The sequence below is a fragment of the Parachitinimonas caeni genome (assembly GCF_030129945.1).
Classification (GTDB): domain Bacteria; phylum Pseudomonadota; class Gammaproteobacteria; order Burkholderiales; family Chitinimonadaceae; genus Parachitinimonas; species Parachitinimonas caeni.
The window spans coordinates 33693-49914 of sequence record NZ_JARRAF010000008.1; the positions used below are offsets into that span (position 1 = coordinate 33693).

Here is a 16222-nt window from a genome sequence, read left to right on the forward strand (position 1 = left end):
CTTGTTTTTGGCCGCTGCCAATCATTCTGGTGCTTCGCCCGTCACCACCGGAGCAGGCTTTGTCACCCCCTCCGCACTACTCAACACCAGCCCCCTCTCCTTCACCAACTGCCGCCAGCTGGCGAGTTGTTCCAGCACGTCCATTGGCTGGGCGCCGCGTTTGCGGATGACTTCGAGTTCACTGGCGAAGCCGGCGCGGGTGAGGGTTTCCCAGGCGAGGGCTTCTTTCATCGGGTCGATCCAGGGCATGGACTGGCCGACAAACAGTGCGTCGTCGGCGCGTTGCGGGTCGAGGTCGGGGGGCATCGGCACGATGCCGGCGAGGTGGGCGGTCTGCACAAAGCTTTGCCACACCGGTTGCACGAACTGGCCGGTGAATTCGTCGGTCAGCACGGCGTAATGCACCCACTGTTCCACCAGTTCCTGCCGCTGGCTGCTGTAGGTGCCGTTGTAGTCGCGGCTGACGCTGGAGTAGCTGGCGCCGAGGCCGGCGGCGACGGCGCGTAGCTGGCCCTGGCGCCAGCTGACCAGATTGGGATTGGGCCGGTTGCTGTCGATCAGGCTGATGTCTTCGCCGGCGGCCAGGCTGTCGATGATCATGCCCGGCGCCAGGCGCAGGTCGCGCGGCAGCGGTTCGCCGTGTTCGTCGCGGGCGGTCTGGCTCGGGTCGTACAGATCGGGCGTGCCGCGTTTGACGTAGGCGGTCAGCATGGCGGCCACCTTGGCGGCGATGCGCTCGCTTTCCTCGTAATCCTTCAGGTCTTCGAGCCGGGTGAGGATGGCGGCGAATTCGGAGACGCCGCGCCGCTGGTCGATGCGGTCGAACAGGGCCAGATGCAGGATGCGGTCAGCACTGATGCGGCGCAGTTCGTTGGCCTGGCTGCCGTGGTCGAGCGGGTGCTGGCGATAGACCCAGTAGCCGACCGGCCGGCCCCAGCCATTGGTTTCGATGCCCTGCTGGATGCTGGCGCCATCCTGATAGTCGAGCGGCACCCGGTCGGCTTCGAACAGTTCCAGGCTGTAAGGCACGCGGCTGCCGTGGTCGAGCTTGGCCACCGGCCCCATCAGCTGCTGGGCAAACACTTCGCCATCGCGCAGCCAGCTGCGGGCGGCCATTCTTTGCAGGCGCGTCCAGTGGTGGCGCTGACTGACTTCGGGGCAGCGGCACCAGTCGCGCCAGGCTTCGCGCAGGGCGGCGGCATAGGCGGTGTGGACAGTGCCATCCGGCAAGCGGGGTTGTGGTTCGATGCCGATGCCACTGGCGCCCACCACATTATTGACCAGAGTGCGCAGCGCGCCCCGGGCAATATCGTGATTGCGCTCAAGATGGCGGGCAGCTGCGCGCAGGCTGGCGGCGGCCTGCTGCACCGGCTGGTTGGGGCCGCTGTCGCGGCGGGCCTTGCGATAGCGGCTTTTCTCGGCCCCTTCGTAGGCGGCGCGCAATTGCTGGCGGCGCAGGCCGGCGGCCGGGTCGAACCAGCCGAGCAGCCGGTCGAGCCAGTTGGTCTGGATGCTGGCGGGGCGGGCCATCAGTCGAGCCTCGCCACGCTGAAACCGAGGCTGCCCTGCCCGCTCTGCTGCCGTTGCTCGGCCTGCTGCCGCCGTTCCCATTCGCGGCGGCCGGCGCGGATCTCGCTCAGATTCTCCAGCGTCAGGGCACGGTCGCCCCAGCTGACGGTCTTGCCTTCGAGCACCGCCTGTTCGGCAGCGAGGTAGCGGTTGATCATGTCCTGGCTCTGGCTCATCGGGGGTTCCTTGTCTGGATGATTTCGTAGAAGCGCGAGCGGCTGAGGCCGTATTGACGGCAGAGGGCGTCGCGGTTGCGGCCGTTGAAGTCGCGGCGGATGGCGGCATCGCGCGGGGCGCGGTCGGGCGCCGGGATGTACCAGGCCTCGCCGCCCATCTGCCGGCACATCTGTTCGACCACCACGGCGGCCAGTTGGTTGACGGGCACCGACGACGGCAGGCTGTGGCGCAGGACGTCGGTCATGGCTTGTTGCAGCAGCAGGCGGGCTTCTGTCGTCATAGGCGGTTTATCCAGTCATCGGCGGCGAAAGGGGAAGACGGCCGCTTGGGCCGGCGCGGCGGGTGGGCCACCGGGGTGGCCGGGGCCGGGGTGGCGGCAGGCGGGGATTCGGTCTGGCCAAGGCGCCTGAGCGGCTGCGCCAGCCGGGCCCAGTCGGCGGCGCTGTAGCGGTGCAGGCGCAGCTCGGGGTGGTGGGTGGCGGCATAGGCATAGACCCAGGTGTCGAGCGCTTCATTGCGACGCCCCCGGCGCAGGGTGAAGCGGTTGCGGACCGGGTCGTAGGTTTCGGCGGTCAGGCCCCGGTAGTACTCGGGCGGCAGCTGGTCGGAGAAGTGGACCAGCCTTTGTTCCGGTTCGCGCCGGGCGTCGGCGCCGAGCCAGGCGTAGAGCTGGTGTTTGATGGCGACGGTGCCAACATGCTGGATCATCACGCCGCGTTTGTCGGTGCGGCCGGCCCAGGTCACGTCCTGCGGTTTTGGTTTGGACAGTACCGGCGCGTTATTGGGCACGGCACCGAAGATCACCAGCGGCCGGCGGATACGGCGTTGCCGCACATAGTGTTTGACGGCTTCGGTACGGTGGCCACCGGCGTCGATGGCGGTGGCCTCAACCCGCAGTTCGCCGCCCAGGGCGTGCGGGATCGGCCGGTTCAGCAGCTCGGTCAGGGCATCCCACACCGTCGCTTCGGCCGGGTCGCCCGGCAGTTCCACATAGTCGAGCACCCAGCTGCGCAGCGCCTCACCCCAGCCGACGATCTGCACGGCCAGCCGGTCATCCTGGGTATCGACACCGGAAGTGACCGCCCGCACTTCGGCCGGTGCCTGCCGCAGCGGGTAAGGCAAGGCCCGGTCGGCCAGCATGGCCTGCTGCACGGCGCGCATGGCCGGGTCTTCCCAGGTTTCGGCCAGCCGGTCGTTGACGAAGGTCTTGAGTTTGGCCGGGTCGTTCTGGGCGTCGAGCCATTCCTGCGCCAGCGCCTGCCAGCGTGGCCCCAGCCCCAGCTGGTAGTAGAGGCCGTTGATGTGGTAGCCGCGCAGGCTGGCTTCGGGTTTGGCCGCCACCCATGCGCCGGCGGCAATCATGGCGGTCTTGTGGGCTTCGTCGATATGGGCGCCGCAGTCGCGGCAGACGTACCAGACCCGTTGCACCTGGCCCTCCTGCGCCAGCCAGTGCAGGCCCGACCATTCGAGCGGCTGGCGGGCAGCGCAGTGCGGACAGGGCACCTGGTAGCGACGCTGGTCGCTCTTGTCCCATAGGGCTTCGATCCGGCTGACGCCGCGCAGCTGCGGGGTGGAGATGTACAGGCGCTGGTAGCTGACCGGGAAGGCCGAGGTGCGGCCATCGAGCATCTTCACCGGGTCGTCACCGCCTTGCAGGCAGGCGGCGAATTCGTCGAGTTCATCGACGATCAGGGTCCGCACGCTGGTGGACTTGAGCCGGCTGGGTGAGCCGGCGTGTTCGATATAGAGCTGACCGCCGTCGAAGTCCTTGAACTCGCGCCGGTTGGCGGCTTCGCGGCTGTTGAGGGTGGACAGCGCCCGCTGCATGGCCGGGGTGGCTTCGATCGTCGGCTGCAGCTTCTGGTCGATCCATTTGTTGAACGAGACTTCGCTGGGCAGGGCCACCATCACCGGGCCGGGGTGATAGTCCATGCAGTAGCCCAGGGTGTTGACGGCCACCTCGGTCTTGCCGAACTGGATCGGGAACATCAGCACGATATCGCGCACCGGGCTGCGCAGCGACAGGCAGTCGAGCGGTTCGCGCAGCGGCGGGTTGCTGGCAGTGCGCCAGCGGCCGGGTTTGGCACTGCCCTTCTGGCTCAGTCGCCGTTCCTGGTCGGCCCAGTCGCTGACGCTGAGCGGCGGCCGGGGCCGCAGGCGGCGGCTGAGGCTGGCGGCCAGACGGCGGCGCGGATCGGCATAGGGGCTCATGCGGCGGCGCCTTCGCCGATCTGCGCGAACTGGTCGGCCAGATCGTGCAGCAGGCGGTCGATCTCGTCGGTCAGCAGCAGGCGGCAGCGCTGTTCGTCGGCCTCTATCGCCAGCAACGGTGCCAGACTGGCCGGCAGCAGCTGCAGCCGTTGCTGGATCAGTCCGGCAATCTCGGCCAGGGCCTGTTCGACGTCGGCCAGCGGTGCCAGTTCGCCGCAGGCCAGGGCATGTTCGCGGGCGGCGGCCTCGGCGGCGTAGTGTTCCTTGCGAGCGGTACTGGTGGCTTTGCTGGGGATGCCGACCTCGGTCTGCGTGGGGTCGCTGGTATCGCCCAGGCGCTGGCGGGCGTTGCGTTCGCGCACGTCGGGCCGTTGCTGGCCATCGGTCTCGGCCAGCCGTTGCAGGCTGGCAGCCACATCAACCTGGCCATCGACCATCACCAGCCGGTCAGCCTGCTTGAGCGCGGTCACATAAGGCCGGCTCCAGCCCTGCATGCGTGCGAATTCGGCCTGGCTGACGGTGGCGCTCATGTGTTGAAGGCCCGGTTGAAGGCATCGGGAAAGTGCTGGGCCATGCCCTGCTCGGCCAGTGATTGCAGATCGAGCCGGGGCCGGTAGTGGGCCGCCGGCACGAACAGCAGCAGGGGCCGGACGGCGTCGCCCAAAGCCGTCGGTACCGACTGGTAGATGCCGGGCTGGCGGATCACGTGGCTGTCGAAACCGGCGCGGGGGCCGACCGGCACCACCAGAAAGCGGCCGTAGCGGCGCTGGGCGGCGGCCTGTTTGCGCGCATCGCCCCGGCTGGCACCGCCATAGCCGCTGTCGGTCAGGGCGCGCAGGATGGCCACCAGCCAACTGCGGGGCAGATTGCCAAAGCTGTCTTGCGGTGCGAGCTCGCTGGCAACGGTGACATAGCCGGCCGGCAACAGGCCGTTGGCCTGCAGGGCGCGTTCGTAGGCTTTAGGTGTGCGGGGTCCGCCCTCTACCTCGGCCTGCAGGGTCTGGGTCTGCCGGGGCTTGAAGCGCACTTCGGCCGCGAGCTGATCCGGCCGGGCCAGCTTGAGCTGGGTGCTACGCAGGATGAACGGGGTCGGACGGTCGAAGGCGGCGGGCAAGGCCTGCTGGCTCAAGGTCTGGCTGATCTGCCGGGCGGTGGCCGTCAAGGCCAGCGCGGCACAGCGGCGGGCCTTGGGGCCGGCATTCGCCAGCAACAGCGCGGTCTGTTGGGTGTTGAGTTCAACCCGGATCATGTCATTTCTCCGGCGTGGTGAAGGGTGCGAACCCCTTGCGTGAGGGGCTTTCCTGTTAATTTTTCTTTTAAATCAATCTTGTGAAGAGTGTGAAGGATGTGAAGGGTGCAGGCAGGCGCGCGCGACGCGCCCGCACGGGTGCCTGCCTGCGCACCTGCGCCCCCGCACCTATAGGAAATAGGCTTAGACCCTTCACACCCTTCGCAAGCCAGTCCTGACGCGGCTTTGCGCGCTTCACAGGCGCCTTCACAGCACCCTTCACACCCTTCACAACTCAGGGCGAGCGCGGGCATGACCTCGTCCGGCGCGACGTCGCCGGGATAGGTCATGCCGTTGGGGCGGATGCGAAAGCGGGCCATGCTCAGGTCTCTGCCCAGTTTGCGGCGGTGCCCCGGCGCCATTGGGCCGAGCCATCGATGAACAGGCCGGCGCAGTGGCCGAGCCATTCGCTCTGCTTGCGGTCGGGCGGCGCTTCCACCCCCGGCGGCCAGATGAAGGTGGCTTGCTTGATGCTGCCGCCGGCATCGTAACGCAGGATCTTCTTGGCCACGCCCTGGAAGCGGCCGACGCGGTTCAGCATCAGGTTGGATGGCGGATAGCGCTGGTAGCCATTGCGGTCAGCCCAGCTCTTGAACAGTTTGTACAGGTCTTCGCTGCGGCAGGGCAGCACCGGCACGCCATCCAGTTCGCCCCGGCTCCAGGCCAGCCAGAAGCGCTCGGTCGAGTCGCGGCTGGTGTCGATCAGCTCGACCTTGGCCTCGGTGACCGGAGGCGGGGTGTGCGGGCCGAAGTCACCCAGATCCAGCTGCAGCAGGTAGTCATGCAGGGCGGCGATACCGCCGGCGTCGATCTCGGCTTTCACCTCGGCATAGAACTTGTATTCGAGCTTGGCCGGGGTCCAGATCACGCAATGACGGCGGTCGTCACTTTCGAGCACCACCGGCAGGTTCTCGTTCGAGAGGAACACCATGTTGATGTGGTTGCGCTCTTCGTGGGCGGCCTGGTTCTTGGGGTTGATGCGGATCCATTCGCCAGTGATGAAGCACTTGAGCAGGTTTTTGACGTGGTACAGCTCCTGGCGAGCCACCACTTCATCCGCCACCAGAAACAGGCGGCCGCTGGCCCAGTCGTTGAATTTGTCTTCGATGGCCTGCTGGTTGACGATGCGGCCGTAGCGACCATAAATCGCCCGCACGGCTTCAAAGAACAGGTTCTTGCCGACGCCCTGCGGCCCGTGCATGACCACGGCGCTCATCATCTTGGCGCCGGGGTGCTGGATCGGGTAGGCCAGCCACTTCAGCAGCCATTGGTAGAGCGCGACAAAGTTCGGATCTTCGCCGCACAGGTATTGCAACAGGTCGAGCAGGCGGCTGCAGTCGCCCGGCTTGGGCGTGGTGGGCCAGCCGGACCAGAGATTGCAGCGGATGTCGGGGTCTTTGCCGGTCGGGTCGAAGCCGACGTTGTGCAGAAAGGCGGCCTGCCGGTTGGGGCTGCGTTGCCATTGCCGGACATATTCCTTGTCACAGCAGGCGTTCCGCAGGTCGGCGATGTCGAGCAGCATATGGTGTTTGTGGTCGAACACCAGCCCATTGCCGCCGTAGATCAGGGTGTAGCGGCTGTCCATCTCGCGCGGGTCGTTGATCAGCTGCGGCTGATCCGGCTGGGCGGGACTGGGGTCGGTGGCGGCCGATGGCCGGCTGGCCCGCCAGCCCAGTTGCTGCAGCCGGGCTTCGATCTGGCTGCGCACGACATGCACGCCTTCCGCCAGGTGCAGGTCGTTGAAGTCGGTCGGGCCTTTGCGGTCGGTCGGCCGTTCGGCGGCAAACTGCGGCAGCAGCCACTCGCCGCCCACCGCCAGCGCAGCGGTATTGGCGGCTGACCGCCCCGGGTTGCCGGCGCTCAGGTAGTCGTCATCGCCACAGATCAGCAGCTTGCAACGGCGATAGCGCTTGTGCAGCGCCTGCGCCACCGGCAGCAGATTGCCGGCATCGAAGGCTACCGCCACCGGCAAGCCGGTGGCTTCATGCAGACTGGCGGCAGTAGCGTAACCCTCAGCCACCAGCAGCAATTCATCGGGGCTACCACCTAGCAGGAAGAAGTGGCCCTTCTTGGCAAGGCCTCGCGGCCAGAAATCCTTGTCGCGGCCTTTCTTGCGCTGGTCGGCATAGATGATCTGCAGGCCATGCAAGCGGCCACCGGCATCCAGCAACGGCAAGGCCAGGTTGCCCTGCGGCGTGAAGCGCACACCGTGGGCGGCAACACCTTTGCGCCGCAGATAGCCGCTGTCACCCGTTGGTGACAGGCGCTGCCACATCCGGCTGGCTTCCTGTGCTGCCCGTTCGGCTTCGACCCGGCGCAGGCCATCGGCCCGCCTGCGGTCTTCGGCCAGCTTGGCCTTGAGCGCCTGCATCTGCTCGTCACTGAAGCGCTGGCTGTCATCCAGCACAATCTTCTGCGCATGGTTGTCGGTGCCGTGCCAGATGCCATAACTGCCTACGAGCAGGCAGAGACCATCATCCCGCACGATCTCGGCCAGGCTGTACCAGCCGCGCCGCTCGCGATCACCCGCCACCGGGCAACGGCGAATGCGCCCGGTTTCCAATGGCAGGCGCGGCAACAGGCCAGCCCCTTGCAGCTGGTGGACGACATCATCGTAGTTGGTGGGATAGCTCATTTGTTAACCATGTAAAACATGCACTGAGTACCCATTTATCGGGCCTCGAATTACCCGCACATAGCAAGCCAGGGAGAACCTACCCACGCTGGCAAGGTTTTGTGTGGGGTGTTCACTGAACATGGGCCAAGGGCGCGGCGGCTGTCGGCCTGACGGGGGAAAGGGGCGTTGCGGGCAGAAAGCGCTCATACCGCAGCCACCCCAAAGCCAAGGCGACTGCGTTGATAGAGCGCCCGCGAGCGTTCGCGCAGCGATGCAAGACTTGTCATCGCTGCATGAATCTCACGCTCGATTGATAGAAACTCCACATCGCTAATTGCGCCGTCAGACAGCGCAGTAGCGAGCGTATCAATCGCTTGCGCTTGCTCTTTGACTGCTTTGCAGATGCTGCGTGTGAAGTCTGTTGCATCAGAAGCGCCGGCAGCGGGCATCGACACAAGCAGAAAACCGTGTCGTTGCACTAGCGCCGCCAATGTCTCCTGCCAACCCACCACCCCAGCATCTTCCAGAATGTGAAGTATCTGGCTCAGCTCATCGCAATAGCCGATGCGATGCGTTGCCACCTGCTGACGCAATTTGCTGTAGAGCGCGCCCTTGCTGATGCCGAGCCGTCCCGCCAGTGCTTCAATCCCGCCCGGATAGCGACCGCAGGCTTTATAGAGCTGGTCGAGCGGATGGCTATCGTCTTTTCTGCATGTCATGACAGACCTCACATTGACGTTCATCAGCTTCTGCGAGCCGTTTACAGTGAAGAAAAAGCGGGGGGCCGAAGCCCCCACGCAAACCCGCTGGCGCGGGGAGGAGGAGAAACAGACATGAACGCGCGATGTGTCATTGCGTGCAGATTAATACGCTACGTATATATACGCAAGGAAAATAATATATGCACGTACTAGATAATATGCACTGCGACAAAGACGATTGCGTGATGACAAAGCACTCACAACTTGCAAATAACTTGCTGCAGCTACTTCGCGAGCACGACGTAAGTCAAAATCGACTCGCAGAAGCAACAAATGTCTCGCAAGCAACAATCAGCAGAATAATCAACAGTAAACATCAAGATGCGAGCACTGATACGCTCATAAAGATTGCTCATTTTTTCGGAATAACCGTCGAAAAACTGCGCGGCCAGGCCGTTCCCGCTCACGCGTCAATAGCGGCGGCACTCGCAAGCGCCGGTAGCGGCATCGCGATCTATCCGATCAAACTGCAAAAAAGAGACGGTGCGGTTATTGCGCAAGCAGACAAGCTCGGGCGCTCGCTCGACTTTCCCGCACTGCTCGATATCGAAAATGTGGGCAGGGCTTGGGCATACATGAAAATGCCGGATGACAGCATGTATCCGCACTTCACGGCCGGTGATCTGCTGATCGCCGATCTCAACTACAAGACAATCAACGAGGGCCGTTTCTACATTTTTGCAATCGGCGACGAGCTGATTGTTCGCATCGTCAATCGACAGAGTGATGGCACGCTTCGCTTACGCGCGACAAATCCAGAACGCTATCCAGACATGCAGATCAATGACAGCGAACCGAATATCGCAATGCTCGGGCGCATCTTCATTCGCCAACACCTGCTTTGAGCTTCACAAATAACGAAAGGAGAAAATATCAATTAAAACAAAGAACTACATCGAAAACATCAAAATCAAGTCATTTAGCATAATGAATAGTCAAGCCTTTGATTATTCATCACATTTATTGGAAATTCTCCAGGGTTTGCCGCCGAGTAGGCGGTTTAGAAGCTGGGGCCAGCCCCGTGGAAGGCGACATCACGGTTTGCCGCCGAGTAGGCGGTTTAGAAGGCAAGCGTGTGCTGTGTGACGCGATGCTCGCGGTTTGCCGCCGAGTAGGCGGTTTAGAAGTTCATCTTGATTCCGGTTTTAGCTAGCTGTTTGTTTGCCGCCGAGTAGGCGGTTTAGAAGTCCAGCCCCCGATCTCTTGGGGTTTAGCCGGTGTTTGCCGCCGAGCAGGCGGCTTAGAAGGAGTGGATCACCGCCCAAGGGGGCGAGCTGTGGTTTGCCGCCGTGTAGGCGGTTTAGAAGAATTCGCTTTTTTGCATCTCTGAACTATCTGCGTTTGCCGCCGTGTAGGCGGTTTAGAAGATCAGGAAGGCGAACAGGTCGCCACCCTGCGCGTTTGCCGCCGTGTAGGCGGTTTAGAAGGATTGCTGATCGCTTCAGCACGAGCCTCTGCGGTTTGCCGCCGTGTAGGCGGTTTAGAAGAAGCAGGTGATTTGGAAAAGCTCGCGAAAGCGGGCTTTTTTCGTATCAGCCGCAGTTAACTATACGCAATGATAATTTTATTCTTAAAACGTCATTCATTTCTCTCTCTTTGTGATGTAATGTGAATACATGTATACGTTACGTATATTTTCAGCTGCTCACGCAGCTTTTTTCACAAGAGCGACAACCATGCACACGAACGAACCAAAAACCGTGAAGTTCTGCATCAATTGCATCCACCACAACCACGTCGAGCAACCGCCAAAAGGCATGTCCAGCCACCAATGCACCCACCCGCGTGCCGCCCACCGCGTTACCGGCGCACCGGCAAACTGCGAAAGCATGCGCTGGAGTCCGTTATGCGGGGATAGCGCTCTTCTATTTGTTGAACGTACATAGCTCATAACCTCAGGAGACCCCCATGCGACTACTTTCCGACACACTCAGAGACATCGGCGCCGGCGCGTTGAACCATGAAGCCAGCGAGGCGTTGTCATCGCTAGTGCAGGCGGTGGATGAACACGGCAAAGCCGGTGCCCTCACCATCAAGATCAATCTGAAGCCGGCCGGACATCGCAGTTCCGGCACATTGACAGTCAGCTACGACGTCAGCGTGAAGAAACCGAGCGGCGAGCGGCCGAGCCAGATCATGTGGGGCACGCCCGAAGGCTCACTGCTGGCCGCAGACCCGCGCCAGCAGGCCCTGGACCTGCGCGAGGTACCGCGCCCGGCTACCGAACTCAAGACCGTCAACGGCTAAGCGTTCTGATCATGGCCAAGCTATTCGATCAAGCCGCAGAACTCGAAGCCCAGCACCGCGAGCACGCGCTCGCCAACCAGCTGGCGCTGATCCGCCAACTGCACAGCCGCCCGCCTGCAGACAACTGCTGCGATTGCGACGAACCAATTCCCGAACCACGCCGGCTCGCCGTACCAGGCTGCCAGCGCTGCATCGACTGCCAAACCCTCAGCGAACGCTAAACCCAACCGGAGGATGCCGTGTATCAAGACCCCACTACGCCCGAAAATTGCCCGAACCTGCTGCAAACCGCACTGAATGCCGCTGCCCAACCCAAGCTGGAACATATCTCGCTCGACCAACTGATTGCCGGCCAGATCCCTGCCCTGCTGGTGCCCAAGACCCATGACATCAAGCTGCTGGACACGCTCGAAGCCAAGCTGCCGGGGCCACTGCGCAAATCAGGCCAGGTCAGCGTCGATGACGCCGACAGCTTCATTCAATATCTGAGCACGCATGGCGACCCCGAAGGCACTACGGTCTGGATGACGGCCGACTTCAGCCGGGGCAGCGTGCTGTTCACCGGCATCCTCAACGACCACAGCCGGCACGATGCGGCATGGCGTGACCATACCGTCCGCTTTGAGCCCGTCTATTCGGAAGAGTGGAAACGCTGGACCAGCAAGGACAAGACGGCGATGTCGCAAACCGAATTCGCCAGCTTCATTGAAGACAATCTGGGCGAGATCGCCCCGGCGGAAGGCATGCCCACCGGCAGCCAGATTCTGGAAATGGCGCTGACGTTTGAGGCAGCCGCCGAAAAGCGCTTCAAGAGCGCCACCCGGCTGCAGTCGGGCGGTGTCTCGCTCGAATACGTCGATCAGGAAGACGCCGCGACGCTGGCGCGGATGCAGATGTTCGAACGCTTCGCCCTGGGCATGGCGCCTTTCTTTGGCGGGCAAGCCTATCGCATCGATGCCCGCCTGAAGTACCGCATCCGCGAAGGCAAGCTGGCGCTCTGGTACGAACTGATCCGCCCCGACCGCGTGCTGCAGGATGCGACCGAAGCCCTGGCCGCCAAGATCCGCAATGAAGCGGGCTTTGCCTTCTATGTGGGCAAGCCGCTACTCAAGCCCTGAAGCGAACCGGTTGCAACCATACGCCCCGCTTGTTAGCGGGGATTTCTTAAGAACAACAGGAGAAACACCATGCGCGAACTGACCATTGAAACCGTAAAACCCGGAATGCAGCTGATCAACCGGCGGCAGCTACACAAGATCGTTCCGCTCTCGCCCAAGACCATTTACAACCTGGAAAAGCGCGGCGACTTCCCACAACGGATCGCCCTCACCAGTCGTAACGTCGCCTGGGTTCTTTCTGAAGTCGAGGAATGGATCAACCAGCGTCAGGCCTCAGGCGCGAAAGCCAACCGTCCCGGCGTTACGCCGCATGTACGCGCTTGACGGTCCACTCATCAATCATGTCCGCCCAATCCTGCAACAAGGCCGTGCGCTGTTCCCGGTACTCAGCCTTGTTGTAGACGGCCCTGACGCCCTTCTGCTCGTGCGCCAGGCATTTCTCGATCCAGTCGGTGTTATAGCCAGCCTCGTGTAACAAGGTGCTGGCCGTACGCCGTAAATCATGCGGACCGAACTTGGCCAAGGGCTTCCCCTCCTTCTGTGCCAGGCGATAGGTCAGTGTCAGTACCTGATTGAGCGTCGCGCTACTCATTGGCAGATCTGAATCATACCGGGACGGCAGCACATACTCCGACCCGCCCGCAAAGGTCTTCAGCGCAATGAAGATATCCAGCACCTGCCGGGACAGAAACACCAGATGCGGATTGCGCCGCTTCATCCGCTCCTTCGGAATCGTCCAAAGTGCTTCGCTGAAACTGATCTCGCTCCACTTGGCATTGGTCAGTTCGCTTTTGCGGACCATGGTTAACAGCAACAGCTTGGCAGCTGCCCGGATCATTGGCGTGGTACCGATGCGCTCAATGTACTGGTACATCAGCGCAATCTCGTCGGGCGTCAACGCCCGGTCGCGGGGCTCGAATCTCGCAATGGTCACTGACCGCACCAGATCCGCCGGATTCTCCACCTTCTGACCTCGTTCAATCGCCCACCGGTAGACCTGCGATACCACTTCCCGCACATGCACTGCCGTCGCTGGCGCACCGCGATCGATAATGGTATCGGTCAACGCCCGCAAATCCTCGTGGGTGATCTCATCCAGCTTTCGATTGCCGAATTTCGACTTCACATCGCGCTCGTAAATGGAACGGCGCATATCGCGGGTGGAGTCGGCCATCTGATAACCACGCAGCCACTTTTCCGCCCACTCGCCAAAGGTCTCGCCACCGCTGACACGAGCCTTGGCACGCGCCTTTTCCTTGGCGGGCGACTTGCCTTTCGCAAGTAATTTCTTGGCCTCCCCCAGCCGCTCACGGGCTTCCGACAGCGAGATGCCCCCGATACCGTAACGTCCGAAGGTAATCGTCTCTTGCCGGCCATTGATTGCATAGTTGTAACGGAACGAGATGGAGCCGGCCGGAGTGACGGCTACATAGAGACCATCGCGGTCGTTCACTTTGTAGAGCTTGTCTTGCGGTTTGAGGTGGCGCAACTTGGTATCAGTGAGCATGATCAAGGTCTTGATAGGCGAAAAATACCATGATGAAAGTGACCATCTTTTTCAAGCTTAAATCCTTATACATAAAGGGTTTAAGTGATTTTCATACCATGATACCCCAGGAAATGGCTACATGGTATCGATGGCTGATCATGGCATCACATCAAATCTGTACCACAAACCATGCCATGAAAATTTGTGACTCACCGGTGCCGGTTTGTACTAGACATTCCTGAACAGGAAATAAGAAAAGCCCGCAGTGACGCGGGCTTTTGCATGTTTCTTACCAGACAGTGAAGCCGATTTTCTGACGGAAAATCACTCCCACTCGATCGTTGCAGGGGGCTTACCCGAGACATCGTAAACCACCCGATTGATGCCACGGACTTCATTAATAATTCGATTCGACACTCGGCCCAGTAATTCATAGGGCAACTCGGCCCAGTGTGCTGTCATGAAATCACTGGTAACTACGGCTCTGAGGGCAACAACGTACTCATAGGTACGACCATCCCCCATCACCCCTACCGACTTGACCGGCAGGAAGACCGCAAATGCCTGGCTTGTCTTGTCGTACCAACTCTTGCCATCGGTATCTTTAGTGTTACGAAGTTCTTCAATAAAGATATGGTCGGCACGTCTTAGCAGGTCGGCGTGCTCTCGACGGACTTCACCAAGAATCCGTACGCCAAGGCCCGGGCCAGGAAACGGATGGCGGTAAACCATTTCTGGCGGCAAACCTAAAGCCACTCCAAGTTCTCGCACTTCATCCTTGAATAGCTCGCGTAGTGGTTCTAGCAGTTTCAGGTGCAGGGATTCCGGCAGGCCACCGACATTGTGGTGACTCTTGATGGTGTGTGCTTTCTTTGTCTTGGAGCCAGCCGACTCAATTACATCAGGGTAGATAGTGCCCTGAGCCAGCCATTTTGCTTGCGGCAGCTTCTTCGCCTCACGCTGGAAAACTTCTACAAACTCGCGACCGATGATCTTGCGCTTTTGTTCCGGATCGGAAATACCTTGCAGGTGATGCAGAAATTCGGCGGAGGCATCAACATGGATCACTTTCACCCCGAGGTTGGCGGCAAAAGTTTGCATGACGTGCTCAGCCTCATTCAGGCGAAGCAGGCCATGATCCACAAAAACGCAGGTAAGCTGATTGCCGATGGCACGGTGGATCAACGCAGCAGCAACGGAGCTATCAACACCGCCAGACAATCCGAGAATGACTTCCTCAGCACCGACCTGCTCACGGATCTTCTGGACGGCCTCTTCAATGTAGTTCGGCATAGTCCAAGATGGTTGAGCCTTGCAGATACTCAGAACAAACTGGCTTAGTATCGCTTTGCCCTGTTTGGTGTGGGTCACTTCAGGATGAAACTGTACGCCATAGATCTTGCGTGCATCGTCGGCAATCGCGGCAATCGGGCAAGCCGTGCTTTCGCCAATAACAGAGAAACCCGCCGGGAGGGCGGTAACTTTGTCTCCGTGACTCATCCATACATCCAGCAAGTTACCGCCCTGTGGATCGACTTTGTCCTGAATGCCCGCAAACAAAGCAGCATGGCCGAGTGTACGAACTTCTGCGTAACCGAATTCACGAACCGTACCCGGTTCAACTTTGCCACCCAGAGCCTGGGCCATCCATTGCATACCGTAGCAAATCCCTAGAACAGGCACCCCCAGTTCAAACAGCTTCGGATCTGCATGATAGGTATCAGCGTCGTAAACAGAATTGGGGCCGCCGGACAAAATAATGCCCGTCGGTTTGAACTCGCGAATGAACTCGATGGAAGCATCGTAGGGATGAAGTTCGCAATAGACATGCGCTTCTCGGACACGGCGCGCGATGAGTTGGGCTACTTGGGAACCGAAATCGAGGATGAGGATTTTGTCCATGAAAAGGTCTCGCGCAAAAACCGGATTTTACCTGATCCAGGCACTATTGACGTTTCATTTTCGGATCAAACCTGAGGGAGAGGTGTTGTGATAGATCGCCCAGTTGGGCCAACCTGACTACTCTCATCACACTCCGGCGGCCATAGGCAGCCGGAAATGGGCCGTACTGAAGAGATATCGTTTCGGCAAATACGCTGTCATCGCTCAGGACTCAGGCAGATGACAGGCGTGTGCGCTAGCGCACTTTATGTTTCATCAGGCGCTGCTTGTCTCGCTGCCATTCCCGGTCTTTGGTGGACTCGCGCTTGTCATGCAGTTGCTTACCCTTGGCAAGGCCAATCTCGATCTTGATGCGACCTTTGGCATAATGCATATCCAACGGCGCCAGGGTATAGCCGGCTCGCTCGACGCTGCCGATCAGACGATTGATCTCCCGCTGGTTCAGCAGCAGCTTGCGATCTCGTGTAGGGTCAGGATGAATGTGGGTCGAGGCTGTCGGCAGCGGTGAAATGTGGGCGCCTACCAGATAAAACGCACCATTTCGCGGCAGCACGTAGCTTTCCTTGATCTGTATTCTGCCAGCACGGATAGCCTTGACTTCCCAGCCTTCCAGCACCAGCCCTGCCTCGTATTTCTCTTCAATAAAATAATCGTGATAGGCCTTACGATTCTCGATAATCGACATGGATAATTTCCAGGTGATAGAGTGCCGCGCAGTTTTTTAGGGCACTCGTTTACACTTAAATTAAATACAAAGCCCCTGCCTGAGCGGTGCCGAGGTACGGTTTTCAACGCTACCATGACGCCGTGACCGGGAATCACGGCATTGGCAATTGCGAATAC

General features: G+C 60.8%; 16 protein-coding genes and 1 CRISPR repeat array. Of the genes, 5 read left to right on the top strand and 11 right to left on the bottom strand.

All coding sequences use genetic code 11. The features are described 5' to 3' along the window. Positions 1–21: 21 nt before the first annotated feature. The 8 genes from PZA18_RS08860 to PZA18_RS08895 all read right to left on the bottom strand — a co-directional run bounded on the left by PZA18_RS08860 (position 22) and on the right by PZA18_RS08895 (position 8581). Positions 22–1530 (bottom strand): phage portal protein, encoded by a 1509-nt coding sequence (locus PZA18_RS08860; RefSeq protein ID WP_284100467.1) that lies wholly within the window; start codon positions 1528–1530, stop codon positions 22–24. Beyond that, entirely contained in the window at positions 1530–1745 is a 216-nt protein-coding gene (locus PZA18_RS08865; RefSeq protein ID WP_284100468.1) for a hypothetical protein, read from the bottom strand. Before PZA18_RS08865 ends, PZA18_RS08860 begins: the two co-directional genes overlap by 1 nt. Continuing rightward, the gene (locus PZA18_RS08870) at positions 1742–2026 is read right to left on the bottom strand and encodes a Mor transcription activator family protein (protein ID WP_284100469.1); all 285 of its coding nucleotides are present in this window, start codon (positions 2024–2026) and stop codon (positions 1742–1744) included. Before PZA18_RS08870 ends, PZA18_RS08865 begins: the two co-directional genes overlap by 4 nt. Beyond that, positions 2023–3957 (bottom strand): phage terminase large subunit family protein, encoded by a 1935-nt coding sequence (locus tag PZA18_RS08875; protein ID WP_284100470.1) that lies wholly within the window; start codon positions 3955–3957, stop codon positions 2023–2025. Before PZA18_RS08875 ends, PZA18_RS08870 begins: the two co-directional genes overlap by 4 nt. Beyond that, complete coding sequence (locus PZA18_RS08880; protein ID WP_284100471.1) at positions 3954–4487, bottom strand: hypothetical protein; 534 nt, start codon at positions 4485–4487, stop codon at positions 3954–3956. Before PZA18_RS08880 ends, PZA18_RS08875 begins: the two co-directional genes overlap by 4 nt. Then, positions 4484–5206 carry a hypothetical protein gene (locus PZA18_RS08885; RefSeq protein WP_284100472.1) on the bottom strand — a complete coding sequence of 241 codons (723 nt, stop codon included), beginning with the start codon at positions 5204–5206 and terminating at the stop codon, positions 4484–4486. Before PZA18_RS08885 ends, PZA18_RS08880 begins: the two co-directional genes overlap by 4 nt. A gap of 361 nt (positions 5207–5567) precedes the next feature. Then, the gene (locus PZA18_RS08890; RefSeq protein WP_284100473.1) at positions 5568–7880 is read right to left on the bottom strand and encodes a DUF5906 domain-containing protein; all 2313 of its coding nucleotides are present in this window, start codon (positions 7878–7880) and stop codon (positions 5568–5570) included. Between the two features lie 185 nt (positions 7881–8065). Then, positions 8066–8581 (bottom strand): phage regulatory CII family protein, encoded by a 516-nt coding sequence (locus PZA18_RS08895; RefSeq protein WP_284100474.1) that lies wholly within the window; start codon positions 8579–8581, stop codon positions 8066–8068. A gap of 182 nt (positions 8582–8763) precedes the next feature. On the opposite strand from PZA18_RS08895, the gene PZA18_RS08900 reads away from it, so the two are divergent. From PZA18_RS08900 to PZA18_RS08920, 5 genes are all read left to right on the top strand, one after another. Continuing rightward, the gene (locus PZA18_RS08900; protein ID WP_284100475.1) at positions 8764–9468 is read left to right on the top strand and encodes a LexA family transcriptional regulator; all 705 of its coding nucleotides are present in this window, start codon (positions 8764–8766) and stop codon (positions 9466–9468) included. 133 nt (positions 9469–9601) lie between these two features. After that, positions 9602–10110: a CRISPR direct-repeat array (repeat unit 29 nt; unit sequence GGTTTGCCGCCGAGTAGGCGGTTTAGAAG). A gap of 421 nt (positions 10111–10531) precedes the next feature. Further along, positions 10532–10870, top strand: a complete 339-nt coding sequence (locus PZA18_RS08905) for a hypothetical protein (protein WP_284100476.1) — start codon at positions 10532–10534, stop codon at positions 10868–10870. Between the two features lie 11 nt (positions 10871–10881). Next, the gene (locus tag PZA18_RS08910; RefSeq protein ID WP_284100477.1) at positions 10882–11091 is read left to right on the top strand and encodes a TraR/DksA C4-type zinc finger protein; all 210 of its coding nucleotides are present in this window, start codon (positions 10882–10884) and stop codon (positions 11089–11091) included. Between the two features lie 18 nt (positions 11092–11109). Further along, positions 11110–11988 carry a DUF2303 family protein gene (locus PZA18_RS08915; protein ID WP_284100478.1) on the top strand — a complete coding sequence of 293 codons (879 nt, stop codon included), beginning with the start codon at positions 11110–11112 and terminating at the stop codon, positions 11986–11988. A 69-nt stretch (positions 11989–12057) separates the two neighbouring features. Further along, the gene (locus PZA18_RS08920) at positions 12058–12312 is read left to right on the top strand and encodes a helix-turn-helix transcriptional regulator (RefSeq protein ID WP_284100479.1); all 255 of its coding nucleotides are present in this window, start codon (positions 12058–12060) and stop codon (positions 12310–12312) included. Here the strand turns inward: PZA18_RS08920 and PZA18_RS08925 are convergent. The 3 genes from PZA18_RS08925 to smpB all read right to left on the bottom strand — a co-directional run bounded on the left by PZA18_RS08925 (position 12290) and on the right by smpB (position 16064). Then, the gene (locus PZA18_RS08925; protein ID WP_284100480.1) at positions 12290–13495 is read right to left on the bottom strand and encodes a tyrosine-type recombinase/integrase; all 1206 of its coding nucleotides are present in this window, start codon (positions 13493–13495) and stop codon (positions 12290–12292) included. The two genes, PZA18_RS08920 and PZA18_RS08925, sit on opposite strands and share 23 nt — an antisense overlap. Before the next feature lie 306 nt (positions 13496–13801). After that, complete coding sequence (guaA, locus tag PZA18_RS08930; protein ID WP_284100481.1) at positions 13802–15379, bottom strand: glutamine-hydrolyzing GMP synthase; 1578 nt, start codon at positions 15377–15379, stop codon at positions 13802–13804. 235 nt (positions 15380–15614) lie between these two features. Further along, on the bottom strand, positions 15615–16064 hold the full coding sequence (gene smpB / locus PZA18_RS08935; protein WP_284100482.1) for an SsrA-binding protein SmpB: 450 nt from the start codon (positions 16062–16064) through the stop codon (positions 15615–15617). Positions 16065–16222: the final 158 nt, after the last annotated feature.

Coding starts and splice junctions, on each gene's coding strand:
- PZA18_RS08870 (WP_284100469.1), bottom strand. CDS start 2,026: ATGACGACAGAAGCCCGCCTGCTGCTGCAACAAGCCATGACCGACGTC.
- PZA18_RS08925 (WP_284100480.1), bottom strand. CDS start 13,495: ATGCTCACTGATACCAAGTTGCGCCACCTCAAACCGCAAGACAAGCTC.
- PZA18_RS08890 (WP_284100473.1), bottom strand. CDS start 7,880: ATGAGCTATCCCACCAACTACGATGATGTCGTCCACCAGCTGCAAGGG.
- PZA18_RS08920 (WP_284100479.1), top strand. CDS start 12,058: ATGCGCGAACTGACCATTGAAACCGTAAAACCCGGAATGCAGCTGATC.
- PZA18_RS08875 (WP_284100470.1), bottom strand. CDS start 3,957: ATGAGCCCCTATGCCGATCCGCGCCGCCGTCTGGCCGCCAGCCTCAGC.
- PZA18_RS08900 (WP_284100475.1), top strand. CDS start 8,764: ATGCACGTACTAGATAATATGCACTGCGACAAAGACGATTGCGTGATG.
- PZA18_RS08895 (WP_284100474.1), bottom strand. CDS start 8,581: ATGACATGCAGAAAAGACGATAGCCATCCGCTCGACCAGCTCTATAAA.
- PZA18_RS08880 (WP_284100471.1), bottom strand. CDS start 4,487: ATGAGCGCCACCGTCAGCCAGGCCGAATTCGCACGCATGCAGGGCTGG.
- PZA18_RS08885 (WP_284100472.1), bottom strand. CDS start 5,206: ATGATCCGGGTTGAACTCAACACCCAACAGACCGCGCTGTTGCTGGCG.
- PZA18_RS08860 (WP_284100467.1), bottom strand. CDS start 1,530: ATGGCCCGCCCCGCCAGCATCCAGACCAACTGGCTCGACCGGCTGCTC.
- guaA (WP_284100481.1), bottom strand. CDS start 15,379: ATGGACAAAATCCTCATCCTCGATTTCGGTTCCCAAGTAGCCCAACTC.
- PZA18_RS08865 (WP_284100468.1), bottom strand. CDS start 1,745: ATGAGCCAGAGCCAGGACATGATCAACCGCTACCTCGCTGCCGAACAG.
- PZA18_RS08905 (WP_284100476.1), top strand. CDS start 10,532: ATGCGACTACTTTCCGACACACTCAGAGACATCGGCGCCGGCGCGTTG.
- smpB (WP_284100482.1), bottom strand. CDS start 16,064: ATGTCGATTATCGAGAATCGTAAGGCCTATCACGATTATTTTATTGAA.
- PZA18_RS08910 (WP_284100477.1), top strand. CDS start 10,882: ATGGCCAAGCTATTCGATCAAGCCGCAGAACTCGAAGCCCAGCACCGC.